The organism is Streptomyces sp. NPDC028928, from assembly GCF_055564915.1.
The window spans coordinates 17,074-40,526 of the sequence record NZ_JBVHVI010000016.1; the positions used below are offsets into that span (position 1 = coordinate 17,074).

Annotated in this window: 15 protein-coding genes and 1 other RNA gene; 4 read left to right on the top strand and 12 right to left on the bottom strand. The window is 68.1% G+C overall.

The features are described 5' to 3' along the window. The first annotated feature begins 2 nt into the window (after positions 1-2). Positions 3-2,777: a fumarate reductase/succinate dehydrogenase flavoprotein subunit gene (locus tag ACZ4U1_RS32760; protein ID WP_467907800.1), complete on the top strand. Its 2,775-nt coding sequence runs from the start codon at positions 3-5 to the stop codon at positions 2,775-2,777. Positions 2,778-2,811: 34 nt separating this feature from the next. Here ACZ4U1_RS32760 and ACZ4U1_RS32765 read toward each other — a convergent pair whose 3' ends face one another. The 6 genes from ACZ4U1_RS32765 to ACZ4U1_RS32790 form a co-directional block, all read right to left on the bottom strand. Next, the gene (locus ACZ4U1_RS32765) at positions 2,812-3,270 is read right to left on the bottom strand and encodes an RrF2 family transcriptional regulator (RefSeq protein WP_467907801.1); all 459 of its coding nucleotides are present in this window, start codon (positions 3,268-3,270) and stop codon (positions 2,812-2,814) included. Between the two features lie 52 nt (positions 3,271-3,322). Beyond that, positions 3,323-4,549, bottom strand: a complete 1,227-nt coding sequence (locus ACZ4U1_RS32770; protein WP_467907928.1) for an acyl-CoA dehydrogenase family protein — start codon at positions 4,547-4,549, stop codon at positions 3,323-3,325. A 392-nt stretch (positions 4,550-4,941) separates the two neighbouring features. Continuing rightward, entirely contained in the window at positions 4,942-6,066 is a 1,125-nt protein-coding gene (gene tgmC / locus ACZ4U1_RS32775; RefSeq protein WP_467907802.1) for an ATP-grasp peptide maturase system methyltransferase, read from the bottom strand. Next, on the bottom strand, positions 6,063-7,028 hold the full coding sequence (gene tgmB, locus ACZ4U1_RS32780) for an ATP-grasp ribosomal peptide maturase (RefSeq protein ID WP_467907803.1): 966 nt from the start codon (positions 7,026-7,028) through the stop codon (positions 6,063-6,065). Before tgmB ends, tgmC begins: the two co-directional genes overlap by 4 nt. Continuing rightward, positions 7,028-7,294 carry a putative ATP-grasp-modified RiPP gene (gene tgmA, locus ACZ4U1_RS32785; protein ID WP_189293996.1) on the bottom strand — a complete coding sequence of 89 codons (267 nt, stop codon included), beginning with the start codon at positions 7,292-7,294 and terminating at the stop codon, positions 7,028-7,030. The genes tgmB and tgmA overlap by 1 nt, the downstream gene beginning before the upstream one ends. Before the next feature lie 397 nt (positions 7,295-7,691). After that, positions 7,692-8,114 (bottom strand): ATP-binding protein, encoded by a 423-nt coding sequence (locus ACZ4U1_RS32790; RefSeq protein ID WP_189293997.1) that lies wholly within the window; start codon positions 8,112-8,114, stop codon positions 7,692-7,694. A gap of 133 nt (positions 8,115-8,247) precedes the next feature. Here ACZ4U1_RS32790 and ACZ4U1_RS32795 point away from each other — a divergent pair, with 133 nt between their 5' ends. Together ACZ4U1_RS32795 and ACZ4U1_RS32800 are read left to right on the top strand one after the other, a co-directional pair. After that, complete coding sequence (locus ACZ4U1_RS32795) at positions 8,248-9,618, top strand: tetratricopeptide repeat protein (RefSeq protein WP_467907804.1); 1,371 nt, start codon at positions 8,248-8,250, stop codon at positions 9,616-9,618. Further along, entirely contained in the window at positions 9,615-10,136 is a 522-nt protein-coding gene (locus tag ACZ4U1_RS32800) for an NUDIX domain-containing protein (RefSeq protein WP_467907806.1), read from the top strand. Before ACZ4U1_RS32795 ends, ACZ4U1_RS32800 begins: the two co-directional genes overlap by 4 nt. A 137-nt stretch (positions 10,137-10,273) precedes the next feature. On the opposite strand, the gene ACZ4U1_RS32805 is transcribed toward ACZ4U1_RS32800, so the two are convergent. The 5 genes from ACZ4U1_RS32805 to ACZ4U1_RS32825 all read right to left on the bottom strand — a co-directional run bounded on the left by ACZ4U1_RS32805 (position 10,274) and on the right by ACZ4U1_RS32825 (position 20,900). Next, positions 10,274-11,839: a serine/threonine-protein kinase gene (locus tag ACZ4U1_RS32805; RefSeq protein ID WP_467907807.1), complete on the bottom strand. Its 1,566-nt coding sequence runs from the start codon at positions 11,837-11,839 to the stop codon at positions 10,274-10,276. A 157-nt stretch (positions 11,840-11,996) separates the two neighbouring features. Next, positions 11,997-15,239 (bottom strand): type I restriction endonuclease subunit R, encoded by a 3,243-nt coding sequence (locus ACZ4U1_RS32810; RefSeq protein ID WP_467907808.1) that lies wholly within the window; start codon positions 15,237-15,239, stop codon positions 11,997-11,999. 4 nt (positions 15,240-15,243) lie between these two features. Beyond that, on the bottom strand, positions 15,244-16,512 hold the full coding sequence (locus ACZ4U1_RS32815) for a restriction endonuclease subunit S (protein ID WP_467907809.1): 1,269 nt from the start codon (positions 16,510-16,512) through the stop codon (positions 15,244-15,246). Continuing rightward, the gene (locus ACZ4U1_RS32820) at positions 16,509-18,614 is read right to left on the bottom strand and encodes a type I restriction-modification system subunit M (RefSeq protein ID WP_467907810.1); all 2,106 of its coding nucleotides are present in this window, start codon (positions 18,612-18,614) and stop codon (positions 16,509-16,511) included. Before ACZ4U1_RS32820 ends, ACZ4U1_RS32815 begins: the two co-directional genes overlap by 4 nt. 90 nt (positions 18,615-18,704) lie before the next feature. Continuing rightward, positions 18,705-20,900, bottom strand: a complete 2,196-nt coding sequence (locus tag ACZ4U1_RS32825) for an N-6 DNA methylase (RefSeq protein ID WP_467907811.1) — start codon at positions 20,898-20,900, stop codon at positions 18,705-18,707. A 242-nt stretch (positions 20,901-21,142) separates the two neighbouring features. On the opposite strand from ACZ4U1_RS32825, the gene ACZ4U1_RS32830 reads away from it, so the two are divergent. Then, complete coding sequence (locus tag ACZ4U1_RS32830) at positions 21,143-22,837, top strand: DUF6119 family protein (RefSeq protein ID WP_467907812.1); 1,695 nt, start codon at positions 21,143-21,145, stop codon at positions 22,835-22,837. A gap of 119 nt (positions 22,838-22,956) precedes the next feature. Here the strand turns inward: ACZ4U1_RS32830 and rnpB are convergent. Then, an RNA gene (gene rnpB, locus ACZ4U1_RS32835) (RNase P RNA component class A) lies at positions 22,957-23,371 on the bottom strand. Positions 23,372-23,453: the final 82 nt, after the last annotated feature.

Consider the following 23,453-nt stretch of genomic DNA (forward strand, 5'->3'; position numbering starts at 1 on the left):
CGGTGAACCCCCGCGCGAACACCCCCACGGAGCCCCTCCCGATCCCCGCCCTCACCGACGCCGAGGAGCTGGTCTGCGACGTCCTCGTCATCGGCGGCGGCACAGCCGGCACCATGGCGGCCCTGACCGCCGCCGAGCACGGCGCGAGCGTCATGCTCCTGGAGAAGGCGCACGTCCGTCACTCCGGCGCCCTGGCGATGGGCATGGACGGCGTCAACAACGCGGTCGTCCCCGGCCGCGCCGAACCCGACGACTACGTCGCCGAGATCACCCGCGCCAACGACGGCATCGTCGACCAGTCCACCGTCCGCCAGACCGCCACCCGCGGCTTCGCCATGGTGCAGCGGCTGGAGTCGTACGGCGTGAAGTTCGAGAAGGACGAGCACGGCGAGTACGCGGTCCGCCAGGTCCACCGCTCCGGCTCCTACGTGCTGCCGATGCCGGAGGGCAAGGACGTCAAGAAGGTCCTGTACCGGCAGCTGCGGCGGCGCGAGATGCGCGAGCGGATCCGGATCGAGAACCGGGTGATGCCGGTGCGGGTGCTGACGGCGGACGAGGGCGCGGACCGGCGGGCGGTGGGGGCGGTCGGCTTCCACACCCGCACGGGCGCGTTCGTGGTGGTGCGCGCGGGCGCCGTGATCCTGGCGACCGGCGCGTGCGGCCGCCTCGGCCTGCCCGCCTCCGGCTACCTGTACGGCACCTACGAGAACCCGACCAACGCGGGCGACGGCTACGCCATGGCGTACCACGCGGGCGCCGAACTCACCGGCATCGAGTGCTTCCAGATCAACCCGCTGATCAAGGACTACAACGGCCCCGCCTGCGCCTACGTCGCGAACCCCTTCGGCGGCTACCAGGTCAACCGGCACGGCGAGCGGTTCGTCGACTCCGACTACTGGTCCGGGCAGATGATGGCCGAGTTCGCCGAGGAGGTCGCGTCGGACCGGGGCCCGGTCTACCTGAAGCTGAGCCACCTCCCGGAGGAGTCGGTCTCGGCCCTGGAGTCGATCCTGCACTCCACCGAGCGTCCCACCCGGGGCACCTTCCACGCCGGTCGGGGCCATGACTACCGCACCCATGACGTCGAGATGCACATCTCCGAGATCGGCCTGTGCGGCGGTCACTCGGCCTCGGGCGTACGGGTCGACGACCACGCCCGGACGACCGTCCCCCGTCTGTACGCCGCCGGTGACCTGGCCTGTGTGCCGCACAACTACATGATCGGCGCGTTCGTCTTCGGTGACCTGGCCGGAGCGGACGCGTCCCGGTACCGGGCCTATGGGGGCGAGTTGCCCGAGGACCAGCTGCGCGAGGCGCACGAGCTGATCTACCGCCCGCTGCGCAACCCGGACGGCCCGCCGCAGCCCCAGGTCGAGTACAAGCTGCGCCGCTTCGTCAACGACTACGTCGCCCCGCCGAAGTCCGGGGCCCGGCTCTCCCTCGCCCTGGAGGCCTTCGAGCGGATGCGGGACGACATCGCCGCGATGGGCGCCCGCACCCCGCACGAGCTGATGCGCTGCGCGGAGGTCACCTTCATCCGTGACTGCGCGGAGATGGCGGCCCGCGCCTCCCTGGCCCGCACCGAGTCACGCTGGGGCCTCTACCACGACCGCATCGACCACCCGCATCGCGACGACGCGTCCTGGTTCCACCACCTGGACCTGCGCAAGTCGCCTTCCGGCGCCATGGAGTTCACGGCCCGCCCCGTGGCTCCCTACCTGGTCCCGGTCGACGGCTTCACCCCGGCCGGCGGCCCCTCCCGGCACGTGGGCGAGGTCCACCCGGAACGTGTGGCGACGGCAGGGGCCCGGGAAGCGGCACCGGTGGCGTTGCGGCAGGAACCCACCGTGGCCGGCACAGCCGCCCGCCCCCGGGCCGACACGGACGCGCAGGCCACACCTCGCCTGCTCGAACTCCTCTCTCTCGCCGAGGAGGAGCCTGATCTCGCCGTGCTCTCCGACTACTTGACGGATCCCGAGTCCAGCGTGCGCCGGACGGCCGTCACGGTCCTGACGGAGATCGTGCCGCCGGGCACCGGACCGGCACTGGCCTCGGCGCTCACCGATCCCGATGCCGGCGTCCGCGCCGCCGCGGTCGCCTCGCTGCGCGAACTGGTCGAGACGCTGCCGCCGGAACCGGCCCTGCGCGACGGCCTCGCCGCCGCCCTGTCCGAGGCCGACCCCGCCGTCCGTGCCGTCGCACTGGACGTGCTGCGTGCCCTGCGGCTGGGTGACGCCGAGTTGTTCGCACGCTCCCTGTCGGATCCCGACATCGCCGTACGCATCTCGGCCGTGCGCGCGCTGGTGTCGGTCGACGCCTCCGTAGAGGTGGCCCGCGCAGCGGCCGTCGATCCCTCCCGCGAGGTCCGCGTCACGATCGCCAAGGCCCTGGCCACCATGGGCACAGGCTCGGACATGGCCCGCTCGGCCCTTGCCGCGCTCGTCGACGATCCCGACGCCCTGGTGCGGGGGGCCGCCTACGAGGCTCTGGGCGCGACGGGCTGCCCGACGGCCCTGGCCACCCGCGCCGAGGCGGCCCTGTCGGACCTGGCCTGGCAGGTCCGGGCGGGCGCCGCCACCGCTCTGTCCGTCGCGGACTCCGACCTGGCCGTCCCGGCCCTCGCCAAGGCCCTCACCGACCTGAACGCCGACGTCCGGAAGGCCGCCGTACTGGCCCTGGCCCGGCACCGTGCCGTCGAGGACGCCCGAGCCGCCCTGGCCACCGCGACGTCGGACCCGGACGCGGACGTCAGGGCCTATGCGGCACGGGCGCTGTGACCGTCGGCCAGGTCCGTCTGCCGCTGTCCCGCCCTCAGGGATTCGTCCAGGCCTCGGGGTCCTCTGCGAGGCTCAGGACCTCGCCGGGCAGCTTGGCCGCGGCCACGTGGGCCAGGGTCACCTCGTCGAGGATCCTGCGGACGTTGGCGCGTACGGCGATCCACAGCGGCAGCAGCGACTCCGCGGGACCGCTGTAGGAGAGCTCGGGTGGGCGCACTCCCCGCACCGAGACCAGGGGGCCGTCCGCCACGCGGATGACGTCGGCGATGGCGATCGAATCCGCCGGGCGGGCGAGCCGGTAGCCGCCCTTGCCGCCCCGCTGACTGACCACGACACCGCCCCGGCGGAGGTCGCCGAGGATGCCCTCCAGGAATTTGTGCGGGATGCCCTGCGCCGCGGCGATCTCCTCGGCCTTGAGCGAGGCCTCACCCCCTGCCGCGGCCAGCTCCAGTGCCGCCCGCACCGCATAGTCCGCCCGCGCCGAGATCCGCATGCCGCGATTATCCATCACTGTCGTGTCCGCCCCGCGCCGATCGCCCTCCCGCTCAGGCCGGAAGGGCGAAGGGCGGGTGCGCGCCGTTGAGGAAGTAGTCGCCCACCTCGCGCAGTCTGTGGGCGGCAGGCTCGCGCAGGGTGTGCGTCCGGGCGTTGCGCCAGAAGCGGTCGAAGCCGTGCCGCGCGGAGGCGGCGTCGGCACCGATGACGTCCAGGGCACGGGTGGTGATTTCCTGCGCGGCCCGGGCGGCGGCAGACTCGGCCACGCTCGCGAGGACGGCGATCTCCGCGCACTCCTCGTCGCCGAGGTCCTCGCCCTGTACCAGGCCGTGCGACAGGGCCTCCACCGCCTGCTCGGCGAGGGCGGACGCGGCACGTGCGACGACGGTGAGTTCGCCGTACACGGTCAGCGGGTACGGATCTTGCAGCGGGCTGTCCGGCCAGGGCCGCGGCGAGAAGGGCTGCCAGGGGGACCTCATGCCCCTTCCGCACTCGCGGACCTCGGCCAGCAGGCCCTCTGCCACACCGAGACAGAACTGGACGGAGACCAGCCGCGCGGTCGGCGCGGCCAGAGAGGCGAAGGGTGACAGGACGCCCTCGTCCGGCGAGAGGGAGCCGAGTACATCGTCGGCCGCGACCGGCACGGAATCGAACTCCACGCCGCCACCGGCCGCCAGCCGCTGGCCGAAGGCGTCCCCGCTGCTGCCGCTCACGACGCCCGAGCGGGCGGGGTCGACCAGGACGGCCACCGGCTCACCGGTGCCGTACTTGGCGGCTCGAACCACCAGCCGGTCGGCGATGCCGATCCCGGTGGCATACCTCTGGTAGCCGTTGAGCAGATAGCCGCCCGACGTCGGGGTCAGGACGAGTGGTGGTTCATGTGAGGCGATACCGCCTCCCCAGCACCACTCCCCCGCCGCCGACTCCCGCTCGATGCGGGCGGCACGGGTGGGGTCGGTGAAGAACCGGGGGCTGCGGGACAGGAAGTAGTGGTTGCCCAGCAGGTGGCCGATGGCGCCGTCGGCCGCGGCGACGGTCCGGATGACCGCGTAGGCCGTGCGCCAGTCCCCACCGCCTCCTCCCCCGGGTTCGGTCGGTGCCGGCAGTGTCAGCAGTCCCGACTCGCGCAGCCGCGCCACCTCGTCGAGCGGTGCCTTGCCGGCCTGTTCGCGCTCGGCCGCGTCCGTGGCCAGGTCGTCCGCCATCTCGCGGGCTATGTGCAGCCAGTCGGCCTGCCCGGCTCCCGCGTCGGTCACCTCGTCCGCCGTCACCGTCATGTCCTCACCCGCTCCATGTGCGTTGGTCATGGGGCCTTCCCTCACACCGAGGACCGCCGTGGACATTTTCCTAGTAAGTCGATAGGAAAACTAGGAAACCTGATGCGCTGCGGCTGATTCACGCTGCTGGATGGCGAGTTCGCGATAGCGGGCGGAGGCGTTCGCGGAGCACGGCGGCGCCTGGCGCGTTCTGCCGGCCGGACGCCCCTGAGCGGCAGACGAGTCGGGCTGTACGCCGGGGAGAGTCACCACGTCTCTATGACCTGCACAAACGTCCAGGAAGGGCGCTTTGATGGCTACCTTGTTGGCTACGTAACGAGTGGCCCAGCCCCGGTGCCGTTTGGACGGCACCCGCCCCCAGCTTGGTGACGGACGCTCTTGTGATGGGTAGGTCAGACCGGCAGGTTCCAGGAAGGACCGTCGGGTGTTCCGAGCCACACGCGTTGGGTGCCGTCCAAGTCCACGGTCAGGCCGAGGTCCGAGTGTGGGGGTGAGCCCGCGTCCTGCCAGATGGTGAGAGCGTCTTCCACCTGATCCCAGAGGCGAAGAGGGCCGTGCTGGTGCACGGTCCAGCCGTCTCCGGCCGGTTCGGTCCACGCCTGTGACCCGGTGGCGACGTCCACGAGGATCACGCCCGTGCCGGTGGTCATGAGTTCGGCGGACGGTGCGGCGAGCTGAGCGAGGAACTGCCCGGTCCAGTCTTCCAGGAGTGCGGGGTTCACGCGGGTGGCGCGGGTGTGACCGGGATGCTGCTGGAAGGTGGGTCGGGGTGGGCGTTCGTGGGGACGGGCGAGCATGTAGCTGATCTGGTCGGGTTGGAAACGACCGGTGGCGGTGGCGTCGTCCTGGACGGTGAGGCGGACGAGTCCGGAGGCGAGCATCCATCCGCTGATGGTCGTGGTGATGGTTCCGCCGGCGCGTACTTGGTACAGCCAGGCTGGGGGGATGTGGCGGACGGCGCAGGTGGCCACGATGTGGTCGTATTCGGCGTCGTCCTTGTGTCCGGCGAGGCCGTCGCCGGTGATCAGGGTGGGGTGATATCCGGCGGCGTGGATGTGGTCGGCCGCCGCGGCGGCCAGGCCCGGGTCGTACTCGATGGAGTACACGTTTTTGTCGCCGAGGCGGCTGCACAGGATGGCGGTGGAATAGCCGGTGCCGGTGCCGATCTCCAGCACCTTGTGACCCTCGCTGATCCCGGCGACGTCGAGCATGCGCACGATCAGGGAGGGCAGCGTGCTGGACGAGGTGGGGCGGCCGGTGACGGGTCCGGTGGCGTCGACGGCGGTGGTGCCGTCGACCTGGGTGACCCAGGTGGTGTCCTGGTAGACGAGCCCCAACCACTTTCCGGGATCGGTCCGGTCGCGGTGCACGGGAGTCCACTGGCGTCCGTCGAACTGGAACAGGCCGTTACCCAGGAAGAGTTCGCGGGGCACCGTTTCGAGGGCTGTGCGCCATGCCGGGTCGTCCACAGCGACGGCGGCGGCGAGTTGGCGGCGCAGGTCGGCGGGGTCGGTCATGCGGGTGCTCCATGCTGTAGGCGGTCGGCGATGGCGTGCTTGATGGGAGCAGTGATGTGGTCGGGGAACCAGGCCCATTGCCCGTTGGGGTTGCACTCATACCAGTGCCAGACGCCATCACGGTCTAAGCCGAAATCGAAGGCGCCGAAGGTGAGTCCGAAAGCATCGAGGTAGGCGCGTACGCCTTTGACGATGGCCGGGGGGACGGGCACGGGGGTGTAGGCAAGCCGGTCGTAGTGGCGGCGCCAGTCCACGCCAGGTGAACCATCGATACGGACGGCGGTGAGGTGGTCGCCTACGGCAGTGAGGCGGATGTCGGCGGACTTGCTGACGCGCTGCTGAAATAGGTGTGCAGTGTGCCGTAGATGGCTGTCGATCTGGCATGGGGTGACGTCCTCGATCCACACGGTCAGCGCGCGGCCGGTGTCGTCGGTGTACTCGGTTTCCCTGAGCGGCTTGTAGATGACCGGCCCATGTTCGGCGACGAAGGTGCGGGCCCGGTCGGGGTCGTTGGTGATGAGCGTGGGTGGCACGGAGAAGCCGCAGGCGGCAGCCGTGGCCAGTTGTGCCGGCTTGTACTCGGCGTCCCGGTTGCGCCATGGGTGGTTCAGGTAGTGCGCACCGGGGAGAGCGGCGAGAATGCCGCCGAGCCCGTAGCGGGCTTCTTCGACGGCCCATCGACCGGTCTGCTCGTCCATGGCGAGGTCGGCGGTGTAGGGGGTGGGCCGCCGCCAGTACACCGAGCGGACGTTCCCCAGGTCGACGCTCCGGGACACGGTGGCGAGAATGCCACCGGTCCCGATGCCGGCGAAGGTGCCGGACAGGGTCACCTCGCGGGGGAAGTCGCCGGGGTCCAGGCGGACCACGGGCACGCGACGCTGGTTCAGTTCGGTGATCACTTCGTCCGCAGTCGCGTCGTCCAGGCGCGTGACGACGAGGACGGGCGGCCCACCCACAGCCATCAGTCAGAGTCCCCGTTCTGGTCGCTGCCCTGGTCCGGGGTGCCGTCCAGGCTGGTCTTCGTGCTCGTCTCCTTCGACGTCTCCGACCGCTTGTGCTTGGCCTCCGCCGTCAGCGGTGCGCCGTCGGGGCCGACCCATGCGGGGACCTGCGTGTGCGGGTCGAGGACGGGCTGGGCGGCGGAGAGGACGGCCGCAGTCGGGTAGGGCCGCATGCGTCCGAGTCCCCAGGGCTTGGCCTGATCCAGTGACGTCAAGGGCTGTTGCATGATTCTCCTCGTCTCTCAGGTGATCCGACAGTGGCAGCCGCCGCCCGGGGCTTCCGGACGGCGAGAGGGGCTCAGCCGGGGCAGTTGGTGTGAACGAGCGTTGTGCCCCGGCCGGGGAGGTAGTTGGGCCATCCGCCCCAGGGGATAGGGCGGGCGGCCGTTGCGGTCCCCCTCGCGTTTGAGGGACCGCTGTGCACACCAGCACGGAGGACGCTCCGGTGTGGCGAGAGCCACTCCGTGCGGCTCCTTGTCGGGAACGGAGTAGGTATTCGGGGCAGACTCCGTGTGGACTTCGTCGAAGACCATGGACACCACCAGCCCGAGCCAGTGGCGACGGCTCCCAGGAGCCCGGTGCCAGCGGTTATCCCGTCGGCTTGAGGCATGCGGTGGCGGCCGATCATTGGTTACCGACCTTGATCGCGATCTCAGCCCAGACCCGCTTACCCCAGGGAAGGAGATCGGTTCCCCAACGGTCGGAGAGGGCGTCGACCAGGAGGAGGCCACGGCCGCCGATGGCGTCTGGTCCGACGATGTGCAGCTCGGGCACGCGGCGGGACTTGTCGACCACGGCGACGCGGAGCCGGTCAGGACTCGGCTGCTCGGCGATCACCCGGACGCTGTGAGAGTGACCGTGGCGGACTGCGTTGGTGACGATTTCGGAGATAAGGAGCGTGCCGGTCTCTGCGGCGTCCTGGTCCATGCCCCACTCCGCGCATGCCTCGCGGACTATCTGACGCGCCACCGGAACACTGGCGGCCTCGCTCGCGAGGGTGGCGCTCTGGCGCGGGTATTGCCCTGGACTCACTCGCTCGTTGGTCATGGTCGTCGTCACGCCTTGGTCTGGGCGGCTGGAAGAGGCCCCGACCGCGTGCCTCGGGGAGAAGCCTGCTGGCGGGGCGGCGCCGAGGTGCGTTCACGGGTGCGCCTCCCGGCGGCTGGCAGTCAGTCAACGCGTGGAAAAGGGGATGGGGAGACTCCAGAAGGTGACTCCAACGCGGAGTCAGCTCAGCGGCGTTGGGCTTACCATCGGTTCCCTTCGCTACCCGGGGGAGTTGCAGATGGACCGTCGGTCACCGGACCCGCGTGAGGTCGTCGCCGGTCTGCTCGGGGATGAACGCCTGCTCCATGCGTGCGCCGAGCGGGACATGGGGGCGGTGTTCCGGATGCTCAATGCGCGCGGTGTCAGTACGCGGCGCATCGCTGCCGCCGTCGACATCACGCAGGGGCGGCTTTACGACTACATGAACGGCAAGAGCCGGGTGGAGAAGCTGACCCTGTTCGAGCAGATCGCCGACGCCTTCCACATCCCCGGCCATCTGCTGGGGCTGGCTCGACGCTCGTGGGAACCCGCGCCGGCGACCGCCGAGCACGAGCGGACGGACCGGCCGCCGCCGGACGGTGACGACCTGGTGGCAATGGAGCATTTCCGCAGCGCTGACCGGCAGACCGGCGGCGGCAGGTTGTACGGGGCTGTCATCCGGCACCTGTCGGACCGGGTGGCGCCCCGGCTGGTCGACATCGGCAGCGGTCCGCAGGTGTTCGCCGCCGCAGCCGCGCTGACCGAGATGGCGGGCTGGATGGCTCACGACTCCGGTCATGATGACCGCGCGGCCCGGCACTTCGCCCGCGCTCTCCCTCTGGCCCACACCTCTGGTGACCTCCCGTTGGCCGCACACGTCGCTGCGAGCAGCAGCCACCTTGCCCTTGAGACCAGGGATGCGGCCAGGGCGGTCGGCTGGGCACGGACCGGGCTCGAACTGGCCGCGCAGGGACCTCGGATTCCCGCGCTGACAGCGCGGCTGCACACCATGCAGGCGCGTGCGCTGGCGGTCGCGTCTCAGCGCACCCCGGCCGCCCACGCGCTGGAGGCCGCGCTCCGCGACCTGGAGGCTTCGCCCGCTGCTGATCACCCGTGGCTGAGCCCGTTCGACACCGCCGCGCTGGCCAGCGAGTCAGCTCTGATCCTGCGTGACCTGGAGCAGTACGACGAGGCGCTGTTGCACGCCGAACAAGCTGTTGCGCTGCGCGAGGCGGGGCGGGCGCGGTCCCTGGCTCTCAGCCGGATCAGCCTGGTGGACATCCACGTGCGGCGGGGTGACCTGGACGCCGCAGTGAGCGTCGGCCACGACCTGCTCAGTACGAGCCCGACCCTCGGTTCGGTCCGGGTGGTGCAGCAGCTTGACGGGCTGCGCCGGCTGCTGGAGCCGCACCGGGGGTACCGGCCGGTCCGGGAGTACCTGGCGCGGTTCGATGATGCACGCCGCGCCAGAATGCTCCTGCTGGCCGATCTGATTCCGCCGTCCTCGGGAGGCACCACCGCATGAGGCCCACTGCACCCGATCCCGCCGACACCGACGCGTGGAATGCGTACCTCGCGGAGGGCAACGCCAAGCAGGCCCGCAAGCGCGTGGCGGCCGATGTGCTGCTGCGGGACCCGTCCGGCCGTGTGCTCCTGGTGAACCCCACCTACAAACCGGGATGGGATCTGCCCGGCGGTATGGCGGAGGCCAACGAGCCGCCGGAGGACGCGGTACGCCGTGAGCTGATGGAGGAACTCGGCATACGCCTCACGCTGCTCGGGCTGCTGGTTGTGGACTGGGTGGCTCCACACGGTCCCTGGGATGATCAGCTCGCGTTCGTCTTCGACGGCGGCACCCTGGACGAGGAGCAGGCCGACCGGCTACGGCCACGAGACGACGAGCTGTCCGAAGCCGCCTTCGTCACGGCCGCCGAAGCCGCCGGTCGCCTCCGGGACCGTACCCGGCGCCGGTTCGAGCACGCTCTGAAGGCACTGGACGCGGGACGCCCGCTGTACCTCCGCGACGGCGCACCCTTCATGTGAACAACAGACGGGCCACTGCGGGCGCCTCCGTTGCGGCTCGATGCTACTGCCTCAGGTGCCCGAGCACCGGAACAGCGCTCGCCGTGTGGTCATGATCGACTGAGGTGGCGAGGAGAATTTCGTGACGCTCCACACAGTCAGCCTTCCGCCAGCCGGATTCGGGCGAGGATCTCAGCGATCTCCTGGGTGTCCCCGTGGTTCGGCCCGTACACGACGTTCAGATCATCGTGCAAAGGGTGAAGGACTTCGAGCGCTTCGTGTACACGGTTCTCCGCGAGCATGAGCATGCCGATACTGCGGCGGAGGTCAAGTGCTTCCGGGGATGCGTCGCCGCCAGCCTGGCGCACCTGGTCGAGTATGGCCTGGAACTGTTTCAGGGCGGCGGTGGACTGGCCGAGTTCGGCGCGGCAGTAGGCCGCTTGGCGTCGGCATTCGAGGGCGTCCGTGCTGTTTGGGCCCGCCGTGCGCGCATACGCTGCCGCGAGTGCATCGAACTCGGGGAGCGCCCGGCGGAAGTCGCCGCCGATGATCAGGACGGCGGCGCGGCGCTTGCGGATCCATAGGACGCGCGGGTTCTCGGCTCCCAGCCCGGCGGCGGCCGGACTGGTGACGTCGTGGAGTACTTCTGCGGCCTGTGCGAAGCGTCCCTCGTCCAGGAGGGCGTCGCACTGGGCGATCGCTGCTTTCATCGCTTCGATTACCTGTGCGGCAGCCGGGGCGGGTTGCGAGGAGAGGTCGAGGACGGTGGGCGTGGGCACCGCCGCCTGGGGCTGGGGGCGCGGGGCGTAGGGCTGGCGGTAGAGAAGCGTGGGATCCGGTGTGTGGGCCGGGCCGTGGTCCTCGGCCGGTTGCTGCTGGCCGGGGAGCGGGAGATACGGCAGCAGCGCGTCGTAGACCTCTTGGGCGTTGGCGGGGCGGTCCTCCGGTTTCTTCTCCAGCAGGGAGAGGGTCAGCCGCTCCAGCGGTTCGGGGACGTCGGGGCGCAGTTGCCGCAGGGGCACGGGCGTGCCGTAGACCTGCTGGTGCATCAGGTCGAATTCGCTGCCGCCAGCGAAGACCGGCTGTGTGCAGAGGAGTTCGTGGAAGACACAGCCGAGTGCGTACAGGTCGCTCTGTGGGGTGGCCTGGGCGGCCTGGACCTGCTCGGGCGCCATGTACTGGCTGGTGCCGACCGGATTGCCGGTGGAGGTGATGCGAGTGACGCCCGTGCGCAGGATGGCGGCGATCCCGAAGTCGAGGACCTTCACCGTGCCGTCCTCGGCGACCATGACGTTGCCCGGCTTGAGGTCGCGGTGGACGACGGGGATGGCGTGGGCGTGGGACAACACGGTGCAGATCTGGGCCGCGATCGCGCAAGCCCAGGTGACCGGGAGCGGACTGGCGGGCTGGATGTACGCGCCCAGGGAGATCCCCTGCACCCACTCCATCACCAGGTACAGCTGCTCGGTGGTCTGGTCGAGCACGGCGTCGTAGACCTGGGGGACTCCGGGGTGTTTGATCCGTGCGGTGACACGCGCTTCGCGGCGGAAGCGCTGAGCCAGTTCCTCGGACCGTTCAGCGGAGGTGATCGCATCGGGGCGGATGCGCTTCACCGCGATCTCGCGGTCCAGGACGATGTCGTAACCCCGCCAGATCCGGCCCATCCCGCCACCGGGCACCTCATGGGTGAGTTCGTAGCGTCCGGAGATTGGTTGAGGCTGCACACGTCCCCCGTGCTGATCACTGCGTCTTGCCCTTGCACACCGATCTGATGCGGTCAGTGTGTCGCGTGTGCCGAGAGATCGTCCAGGTCGAGCACAGGCCCTGGCTGAAACCGTGCGGTCCACGGCTTCAGCCAGGCTCTGGCGGTACACACGGACGTCAGGCCACGTCGTCCAGCCCGGCGGCGTCCCGGATCATGCGCCATGCGGCACTGCGGGCGCTGCGGTTGAGCGAACTGCGGTAGTCCGGCTGTGCACCGAAGTACTGCCGTCCGATCTCCGCGGTGAGCGTGACGTGGTCCATCATCTTGGCCTCGAAGACCGGCTCGAAAACGTGCCCGAACTTCTCTTCCGACTCGTTGGCCAGCGCCGCCTGCTGTACGTCCTCATCGGCAAGGGCCTCCTCGAAGGCCGGCAGCACGTCCTTCTCGGTGAGCCCGGTACCGAACTTCTCGTTGAACCGTTCGATCAGCTCCGAGAGCAGCGACTGCTCCTTCTCCTTGCCGCCGCCGGAGCCGTCGCCGATGCCCTTCATCAGAGCCGGGCCCTCGGCGGTCAGGCTCTTGTCGTGTTCGCCGGTCTTCTGCACCTTCAGGTGGGTCAGGTCGACCTGGCCTATGTCCACGCCGCCGTCCTGGCGTCGCGGCAGTCTGTTGAGCAGGTGGCGGCCGAACAGGTAGAGCCGTTCCAGGTCGGCGTCGCTGTACGGCACGATCTGCGCGAGGAATCCGTACATGCGGACGTAGCCGTTGAGGTTGGCACGGAAGTCCTCCGCCTTCTGGCGCTCGTCGTCCTCTTCGCTGAACAAGAGGTCGGCGAAGCGCTCCCGGGCCGGGTCGGTGAACCGGTAGAGCTCGGCGTGCAACTTCTCCCACTTGGCGGTGTTGCCGCCCGCCTTCTCCTGGGCTGCCAGGTACGCCTCGACGAACGCCTGCATCTCTGCGTCGACCAGGACCTCGGCCTTCATGACCTTGCTCTGCGCGGTGTAGAGCAAGTTGGGGTCACTGGGCAGCGTCATCGCTTCCGAGAAGTACGGGCGGAACGAGTCCTGGATGTCGTCGGCGTCGTTGACGAAGTCCAGGACCACCAGGTCACCCTGGGACTTGCGGTCGGCCGTCCGGTTGAGCCGGGAAAGGGTCTGTACGGCGGAGATGCCGCCCAGTTTCTTGTTGACGTACATCGTCGTCAGCAGCGGCTGGTCAAAGCCGGTCTGGTACTTCTCGGCGACTACCAGGATCCGGTATTCGGGCTTGCCGGCTCCGCCGCTCTTGATGCTCTTGTCGTCGGCCCGGGTATACGCGAACGCTTTCGGCAGCGCACTCTCGGCCAGCCCGCCGTTCTCCTTCGACTCGGTCGTTTCCTCCCCGTCGTAGGTCAGGGTCCCGGAGAACGCGACCAGCACCCCGATGCCCTTGAAACCACGGTCGCCGATGTACTTGGTGATCGCACGCGCCATCTGCACCGCGCTCTGCCGGGAAGCGGTGACCACCATCGCCTTGGCCCGCCCGCCGAGGCGGCCCGCGGTGTGTGCCTTGAAGTGCTCGACGATCACCTGTGCGTGCTGGGCCACGGTCGAGGCGTGGGTCAGGGCGTAGCGGGCGAGAAGCGGGTTTGCCTTCGAGGGGTCGACTTCGCGGTCGTCCGGGTTCTTGTTGACCAGCTTCCAGTAGGTGTCGTACGTGACGTAGTTCTTCAGCGGATCGAGGATGAAGCCCTCCTCGATCGCCTGCTGCATCGAGTACGTGTGGAAGGGACGGTAGGTGGCCTGGCCGTCAACCTGGTCGAGCGTGCCGAACAGCTCCAGCGTCTTCGCCTTCGGCGTCGCGGTGAACGCGAAGTAGGAGAGGTTCGAACTCTGTCCCCGTTCCGCAGCGCTTTTCTTCAGCTTGGCTTCGGTATCGTCCGCCTGAGGCTCGGCGTCGGCAGGGACCTCGGTGGCACCCTTGTCCTCGGAGTCGGAGTCCAGGCCGAGGTCGCGCAGGGTCTTCCGGACGGCGGTGGCCGCGTCGCCGGACTGCGAGGAGTGCGCCTCATCGATGATGATCGCGAACCGGCTGCCCTTGATCTCAGTCGGCGTGCGCTGCAGATAGTCGATCAGTGCGGGGAACGTCTGCAGCGTCACGATGACGATCTTCCCGGTCTCCCGGGACAGCGCCCGGGCAAGCTGCTCAGATTTCGACCCGCTCTCCTTTCCCCTGCCCACCTTCACGACCAGGCCGGCCGTCTGCTCGAAGCTGCCGACGGTGTCCTGGAGCTGGCGGTCCAGGACGGTGCGGTCGGTGATGATGACGACCTTGTCGAAGACGGGCTTGCCCGGCAGGAGGCCCGCTTCCACGGCGTCCGGGTCCAGGGCGGACGCGTCGGTGAGCGTGTGCAGGGACGACAACCGGTGGGCGAGCCAGGCGATGGTGTTCGACTTGCCCGACCCGGCCGACGCCATCACCAGGTAGTTATGGCCCGCACCGTGCCTGGCCGCGTGCGCGGTCAGCTCACGGACGGCATGCCATTGGTGGAACCGGGGGAAGATCAGGGACTTCTTCGCCCGACCGTCGCTGTCCTTTTCCTTGTGGAGATGGACGTAACGCTCCAGCAGATCCAGCCAGTTGTCCGGCTGCCAGACCTGCTCCCAGAGGTAGGAGGTCGCGTACGTGCCCGGGACGGTAGCGGAGGGATTCCCCGCGCCGCCGGGCCTCCCGGGACCCTCCGAGCCAGTATTGAACGGCAGGAACCGCGTCTTTTCGCCTCGCAGTTGGGTCGCCACGAAGACCAGGTCCGGGTCAACCGCGAAGTTCGCGACCACGCGGCGGGTGAAGATCAGCTCGCTCGGGTCGCGGGAGGTCCGGTACTGCTGCTTCGCCTCCTCCACGCCCTGCCTGGTGAGCGGATTCTTCAACTCGGCGGTGGTGAGAGGAATCCCGTTGAGGAACAGGGTGAGGTCGAGCCGGTTGCCACGGTCGGCCTGCTTGGTGGCGTACTCCAGTTCCCGGACGACCGTGAGGCGATTGCGCCGATAGTTGGTGAGGATCGACTCGGACTCGACGAGCGACGGCTTGAAGTATGCGAGCCGGATGCGGACACCGTGGTCCTTGACTCCGTTACGCAGGACTTCAAGCACACCGCCGTCAGCGTCGGCGATGGCCCTGTCCAGCCGTTGGGCAAACCCACGCTGAGCGGCGTTCGGATCACCGCCGTAATAGCGGATCAGTTCGTTCCACGCGGCGGGCTGGGTTGCCCCAATGAACGTGAACAGCTGGCAGGTGTCCAGGCCGAGCTCGGGCTGGTAGTCGGCGGGGCTTGCCTCCCGCCAACGGAGTGCAGGCGAGCTTGTTTCCTCCCTGCCGTGCTCGCACAACGCCGCGACTATGGCGTCACCGAAGGCGGACTCATGATGGATGGGGCTCATGGGACTACTCCTCGACTCCTCGTCCGCTTGCGGTGGATACGTCGAATTGACCGGTTACGGCGGCGGTGATCAGAGCTTGGCGGCGCTCTGCGGCAAGCGCGTTTGATCGCTCCACCCGAGCGCGGAGAGGCGGGACGGCCCTGACCCACGCACCGATTTCTGCTTGCTCCTCCAAGGCGACACTCGGGATCGGAATCGCCCCGAAGAGGTCCCAGCTTCGAAAGTCCACAGCTCTCTCCCGGGTGCTCGTGGCAAAGAGCCCCAGATACCCGGAGATTGCGAGCACGCGCAGAAGACGACCGTAGAAGGCCGGGTCACCACCATCGCGAGGGACACAGACGTGGTACACCGGGCTACAGTTGCCGGCCGCTTCGGACGTACCAATTGCGCCTGCGAAGCCGTCAAGCCCATGGATGACGACATCGCCTACGAGCACGTGCTGCCCCTGAGCCTCGGTGCTCGCGGTAAGCGTGTACCCATCTGCACGTCGAAGCGAGCGTGCCGTGACCTGGCCGTCCCGGAAGGCAGTAATCACCTCATCCGTGGGCGCTGCTGGTCGAGTCACCTTGGTCAGTAGTCTGCGGATAGGACGGGCAGGCAGCCCAGACACCGAGTTGACGAGCTGGCTGGCGCCAATGTGCCCGAGGACGCGACTGTTGATCCGCTCCTCCAGGAGGGCGAGAATCTCAAGTTTCTTCGCCACAAGGGAATTGATTTTTCCGACTTCAGCATCAAGGAAGTCGGCAATACGACGCTGCTCCTCGCCCTCTGGATAGGCCCAAGGCGACGCCAGGAAAGATCCGGCATCCAAGTTTTGGATTCCGGTGGTCTGTTTGATGTTGCTCTGCGTAAGCCCTTTACTATAGGCCGCAGCGAAAACATAGGCGAGAAACCGCGAGTCAACGTCAGGGCGAGGCACCAAGCGCGAGCAGAAATTTGAACACACGGCCGGTTCTGCCAGATCGAACCTAACGGCAGCGCCCACAGGCTGCTTCTCTCCGCCACCAGACTTCTCAAGAATTAGATCACCTCTTCGCAGGAGGTGCTGGCTAAGAGACCTTTCATCCACGTGCCGCAGGGGCAACTTGTCGGCCCTCACACGCAGTCGGGTCCGATCGAAATCCGCCGCCCGGACGCAATAGACGTCAGATCCGTCGTTGATCGGATCGTTACCCCAGACTCCGTTAGCGCTATCAGAGATCAACGTCTTGAGCCGACCCCTACGCCACCGCTCTGGCGCCTCATCGATCCATGAGTGGACAGTGGAGGTCATTCCGTCACCTCACCGAGCAGCGTCTGAATCTCCGCCTCTAGAGCCTTAAGTTCAGCATCGATCACTGCCAGCGGCCGCGGCGCTTTGTAGGCAAAGAAGTGCCGCGTAACCGGGATCTCATACCCAACCTTGGTCTTTTCGTGGTCGATCCAGGCGTCGGGCACGTGCGGCAGCACCTCGCGCTTGAGGAACTCCTCGACATCCTCCTCCAGCGGTACGTTCTCGTAGTCGCGCAGCTCCGGGTCCGGCTCGGGATTTCCACTCTTCAGCGTCTGGACCTCGCCCTCCGGATCCCGAACGCCTACCGCATCCCGCACCGCCTTGTTGAACGGGGCCCCGGTGGGCCACATCAGGCCCGCCGCGACCACGGCGTCCTTCATCGCAAGCCACGCTTCTGCCTTCGCGGACCATTGCTGCCCGATGAGCGCCTTCAGTGCCTCGATGAACTCCCCAGCCTTGTCCAACCTTTGGACAGGCTTAGCGGCGGCCAGCGCTGACAGCGCCACCTCAGTGACCTCGAAACGGAGCTTCAGTGGACGCTCGACCGTGATGCGGCGGTAGCCGAAGTCCTCATTCTTGAACACCTTGACCTTGCTGTGCAGGGGGTGTTCCGGGTCGGTAGCAATGTCCAGGGCCTCCCCGTACAGACGGGTCAGCTCCTTGATCTGCTTCTCGCTGATCATCTTTCGCTTGTCACCGAGCGACTTGCGCATCTTGACGAAGTGTTCGCGCGCGTCGAGCAGGATGACCTTGCCCTGGTGGCCCGGGCTCTTGCGGTTGGTGAGGATCCAGAAGTACGTGGAGATGCCGGTGTTGTAGAAGAGCTGGTCAGGCAGGGCGACGATGCCCTCCAGCCAGTCGTTCTCCAGGATCCACTGCCGGATCTTTGACTCGCCGGACTCGGCCCCGCCGGTGAACAGCGGGGAGCCGTTGAAGACGATGGCGATGCGACTGCCGCCCTTCCAGTGGCCCGGCTCGTCGGGGCCCTGGGGCGGGACCCATTCGGCGGGCTGGCGCTTGGAAAGCATGTGCTGCAGGAACAGGAGCGAGCCATCGTTGATGCGCGGCAGGCCGGCGCCGAAGCGTCCGCTCTCGCCGAGCGTCTCGTGCTCGCGCTCGACATCGTCCTTGACCTTCTTCCACTCCACACCGAAGGGCGGGTTGGCCAGGATGTAGTCGAAGGTGGCGGGCTTGTTCTTGTCCTTGGCGTCGCGCTTGTGGCCGTCATTGCTGAAGGAGTTGCCGTACTTGATGTTGTCGGGGTCCTGCCCCTTGATCATCAGGTCGGAGCGGCAGATGGCCCACGATTCGGGGTTGAGTTCCTGGCCGTACACCACGACCTTGGCATCCGGGTTGAAGGCGCGGATGTGTTCTTCGGCAGCGGTGAGCATGCCGCCGGTCCCACAGGCCGGGTCCAGTACGGTACGCACCACATTGGGCATGGTGAGTGCATCCTCATCCGGGGCGATGAGGAGATTGACCATCAGCTCGATGACCTCACGGGGGGTGAAGTGCTCACCGGCGGTCTCGTTGGACTGCTCGGCGAAGCGGCGGATGAGTTCTTCGAAGATGTAGCCCATCTGGTGGTTGGAGACGACCACCTTGGGCTGCCCCTTGTCATCGAGGACGACTTCCCCATCCTCGTCGCGCTCGACCGGCCGCAAGTCCAGGTCGGCGAAGCTCGACACCACTTTGTAAAGCAACTTCGCTTCGTCGAGCTTGTCGATCTGGCGGGCGAACTCGTACTTCTCCAGAACCTCGCGGGCGTTCGGCGAGAAGCACCCGATGTACTCGATGAGATGCTCTGCGGCGCGGCCTGCGTCGCCCGCGATCTTCTTCAGTGTGTAGGTGCTGCTGTTGTAGAAGGTGTGGCCCGAAGCGCGGCGCAGGAAGAGATCCGCATCGATGCCCTGCTGACCTTTCAGGAGTTCTGCCTGCTCAATGACCTTCTTCTTGGTGGGTTCCAGGACGCACTCCAGGCGGCGCAGCACGGTGAACGGCAGGATGACCTTGCCGTACTCGGACTGCTTGTAGTCGCCTCGCAGGAGGTCGGCGACGGACCAGATGTGGTTCGCCAGCTCGGTGTGCTTGCTGCTGTTCAACGGGTTCCTTCCAGGGATCCCACCGGTGTCGGAGTGGTGGGCGGAGTTCTGATGATGCGGTATGTCTCGTGTGGGGTCAGAGAGTTCGCGTCATGAGATTGACGTGCCACCAGGTGCCGGGGGCAGAAGCGCGCCACTAGTGAGTCCGGTCTTGAGGTCGCGCGTGGTTGCCTCGGCGAGGCGGGTGACGTGAGCGGCGGTTGCACGTAGGGCGTGCAGGTGCCGGAAGGCCTCCCCGTATTGCTGCTGTTCGTTCAGCGGCAGCAGGGGGACGCGCAGACGGCGTGCGTCAATGCGCCTGATGGTGCTGCCGGTGGCGACGCTGTGGACGTTCTCGTCGGCCGAGAGGAAGCCCGCGAGGAACCACGGGTCGAGGCGTTCGGGATCGGGCCTGAACAACCACAGGTTGGGGCCGAGCAGACTGCCCTCGTCCGCCGAATCCGCTACGTAGGCCGGCGTTTCCGTGCTGTGCAGCAGTTCCGGCAGGAGGACATCGCCCTCCAACACCTCGATCGCCGCGCCTTTCTGGCCCTCCGGGAACTGTCCTGTTGCGGTGTGCCCGGCAATGACGTCGGCGGCGGTGAGCATGAGCATGGGGCGATCGCCGCCGAGTTCTTGTCGGTCCGTGACGCTTCCCTCCCACGCATCCCGCTCGGCCCGAGTGGCATAGCGACCGGGGACCGTGACGGCACGGTGCAGGATGAGCGCGGAACCCCGGGCCAGATCAGCCACCGTCGCGGTACGCCAGGTACGCGTCTCGTCTCCGGCCGCCGGCCACGTGCCCTCCCTGCTCAGTGCGGTTAGTTTCGCCGTGGCGCGCGTGAGTTCGGTACGGGTCCGGTGAGCCTGTTCGGCGAGGTCGTCAGGGCTGACCGTCACCGTCGCGGTTCGGGTATAGCGCGCCGGTGTGAGGTCAGTGAGGTCGTCAAGAAGGTCGATAACGCTAACCGCGTGTGCGATGCCGGGCTCGGCCTCGACCGCGTCCGGTGAGACTGCAAAAGACCGCCATCGCCGTACGACGGCTTCACGAAGGCCCTCTGTCTCGGTCGCCTTGCCACTCCGACTGTTCCATGGGCGAGGCTCTGACATCGTTCCTGGTGCAGTCACGTCGAGGAACAGGACCGATGGGGCTTGCGGTCGCTCATGGACCGGCCGCTGCAGGACCCACAGGTGCAGGCCGATATGAAGAGGCGGAGCGATGCCTGCGGGGAGGGCGATCACAGCCCGTACCGCTCCGCGGCGTACCAGTTCCGCGCGGATCCGGCGCCCAGAGGCGCGTTCCGCCGTCCCTGGTGGGAGGGCCAGGACCGCGTATCCGCCGGGGGCGAGATGGCTCAGACTGTGTTGGATCCAGGCCAGCTCGGACTCGTTCTTCGGCGGAACCCCGTACTCCCAGCGCGCGTCGTAGGCGAGTTCGTCGTGCCCCCAGTCGCGGTCGCCGTAAGGGGGATTGCACAGCACGGCCTCCGCATCGAGGTCCGGGAAGGCGTCATGGCGCAGGCTGTCGCCGACGTGTACCTGCGCGGAGGCAGCGGGGACGACGACACCGAGCCGTGCGGCGGCCTGACCGGCCTGGGCTTCCACTACGTCCTGTCCGTACAGGGTGGCCGCGCCTCGTTCCGCCGCGGCCACCAGTAGACCACCCGTTCCGCAAGCCGGGTCGAGGACACTTCGGGGATAGCCCTCTCCGGCACCGGCCACGAGGTCGGCCATGAGCTCGACGAGCACGGCGGGCGTCGCATAGGCGCCTCGCACTCCGGCGTCGTCCCTCGGCAACTCGGTCAGGGCGTCGAGGACGGGGGCGGCTCCCGTCTCGTCAACGCCGCGCACCACTGCGCGCAGTAGAGGCTCATCGTCGGGTGCGAAGTCTGTCAGTGCCGCCGCTCCTGGCATCTCAGCAGCGTGCTCCCGTACCGCTGAGCCGATGGCTGCTGGAAGAGCCTCTGCCTCGCAGGCGAGCAGTTGCTTCCGCCCTTTGTCCCCCGTGCGCACGAGGGCCAGCACCACAGCACTCATGCGCTGCGCGATCTCGACGCCGCTCGGATGCCTACGTACCTGAGCCTTGACGTCGTCCAGGGGCGACGCGACGGGCAGCTGCCCGCGGCCGGCCAGCCAGCTCTCCACGGCCCGCAGGTCGTACAGCGGGCTGGCTTCGCTGCCACCAGCTGGAGCCGGAAAGTCAGCATGCCGTCGGCGCCAGTTGCTGACGGTGGCACGCGTGACTCCCGCAAAACGCGAGATCTCGGCCGCGGTCACGAACGGGGTCGGTTCCGGCTTGTCAAGCATCCATGCTTCCCGTCGCTGGCTGAAGACGTGCTGTCGAACTGAAACCAGTGTACACACGAGGCAATACCGAACAAGAGATTTGACAGTGCTTTCACTGGATGCTTCTCTGGAATAGCTTTCACTGGCGCCACTGGCCCCAAGGCACTCACTCCCGCATGCCCGGCCCATGTCACCCGCGCCCCACCACCCCTCAACCGCACGCCTCGATCCCAGAGCACGCGAACCGATCCCTGGAGGCACTGTTGGCTCCCAGCACCACGAAGCGCACCCTGTACCGGCTCCCCGATGTCGCTCCGACGCTCGACGCCATGTTCGACGCTCTCGATCACGACTACCTCGCATCCCTTGGTGCCGACATCCGGCTCCCCAAGGGTCGGCTGACCGTGCCCTCCCTCGTGGTCACCGCACCCATGGAGAAGGAGGAGGCGTCCTGGGTCCCCGACGTCTCCCGCACCACGGGGCTGGCGTTCTCCGAGCCGGTACGGCGCCCTTCCTGTCTGCATCTGCTCGCGGTCGACGACTACGTCTACGCCATCGGCTACGACCAGGGATTCCGGCTGATCCCCAACCAGCTGAAGGACAAGCGCTTCGGACTGTCCTTCGCCATTCGCCAGGTGGACCCGATGCAGGTCCAGGACCTCGCCTCACAGGCCCTGGGGGAAGCCAGGACCGATATCGCGATCGCCCCTGGCGGCATGCCCGTACTCCGCCTCGGTATCCAGGAGCATTCCCAGATCGTGCGCCGCCTGGGCGGTTATCTCGACGGCCGGGCGCTCACCCGGGCCCGCGCGGGCCGCGGCGAGATCTTCAGCGCGGACGGCGGCTGCGGTCTCCGTCTCCCCCTCGGGATCGAGGCTGAGGACCTGGTCGCCGACATCCGGGAGATCGCACGCGTGTGCCGCGAGGTGGCGCCCCAGCCCGCCCTGGAGTTCGTCGAGCACATCGTGCCCCTGAAGGACGATCCCGTCGTGACCCGTCTGGAGGACGCACTTGATGACGCACTCGGCGAACCTGCCGACGGCCGGATCGCCAGCACCGTCCCCATGGACCACTGGGAGGACTACTCCGCCGCGCACGCCTTCCACGTGAAGATCAACAGTCACGAGGCCGGGCGTTCCGACAAGTTCGACCTGGAGTATGTGCTGCGCCGGGCCCGCGTCCAGCGGGCAGGCCGGCGCCTGGACGCCCTGCGGCAGGGCACGGTCACCCTCTACCGTCACCGCCGGGCCGCGGCGCAGGATGCACTCGCTTCCACCACCGTCTTGCGCTGGATCGAGGCGAATCTCTCCCTCGGCTCCCGCCGGTTCTGCCTGCTGGACGGCGAGTGGTATGAGATGGGCGCGGCGTACCTGGACTCGGTCAGGAATACCGTGGCCCGCCTCTTTCCCACCTCGCCGTCGGTGAACCTGCCGCCGTGGCGCGACGGCGACACCGAGCGCTCGTACAACGCCCATGTTCCCGACCAGGTGAACGGCTACGTCTGCATGGACCGCAAGAACGCGAAGAACCCGCTCAGGCCCACCACCGAGTTCGAGGTCTGCGACCTGCTCACGGCCGACGGCACGCTGGTGATGGTCAAGCACGCGCACGGCGGCTCTGGCCCCCTGAGCCATCTCTTCAGCCAGGGCCTCCTCGCTGTTCAGCTCCTGCAGAAGTCGGCCGAGGTCCGCGCCGAGTTCGCCCGCCGGGCCTTCGAGGAGAGCAAGGGAAGGCACGTGTTGCCGGACGACTTCATGCCCAGGCGCGTCGTGTTCGCCATCCTGCTCAAGCACGGCACCGTGCTGACGCCTGAGACGCTCTTCCCCTTCTCGCAGGTCACGCTTGCGCAGGTCGCCAGAACGCTGGAGCTGTGGGGCGTGACGGTGGAAGTGGTCGGGATCCCGGAGGTGCCGTCGGCGGTCGACGACCGACCGGAGCTGTGCCGTACGGCCGCATGACAGCGGCTACTGGAGCTGTACAGGCTAGTTGGCCGATCGGTGCCTGGGAGCGGGGAGCTGGTGGGGCGGCCGGTGTGGATGATGCGGTGAGACAGGGGCCCTGGTCAGGGCCACAATGGCAGACGAGTCGGGCTGTACGCCGGGTTCTGTTCCCGGTGCTCCTCGCGGAGCGCCGGGCGACGGCCATCCATCTAGGACCGGCGTTGCCGCCGGCCTCGTGCGGTCTACCCGCGGACTCGGGCGGGCAGCCCTCGATCGTCCGCGCAGGGACGCCCTTCGTGCGAAAGGCGGCCCCTTCTTGACCTTGCTCCGGGTGGGGTTTACCTAGCTGCCCAGGTCACCCTGGGCACTGGTGGTCTCTTACACCACCGTTTCACCCTTACCAGGGGCCGAAGCCCCGGGCGGTTTGCTTTCTGTGGCACTGTCCCGCGGGTCACCCCGGGTGGCCGTTAGCCACCACCCTGCCCTGTGGAGCCCGGACGTTCCTCGGGAAGCCCCCTTGCGGGAACTCCACGCGGCCGTCCGCCCGGCTCGTCTGCCGTGCCGACCATGGTACCGGGCGGTCGCCGCGCCGTGGACCGCCGGCCGCCGCCGGGAGGTCGGCGGGCCCTCACCG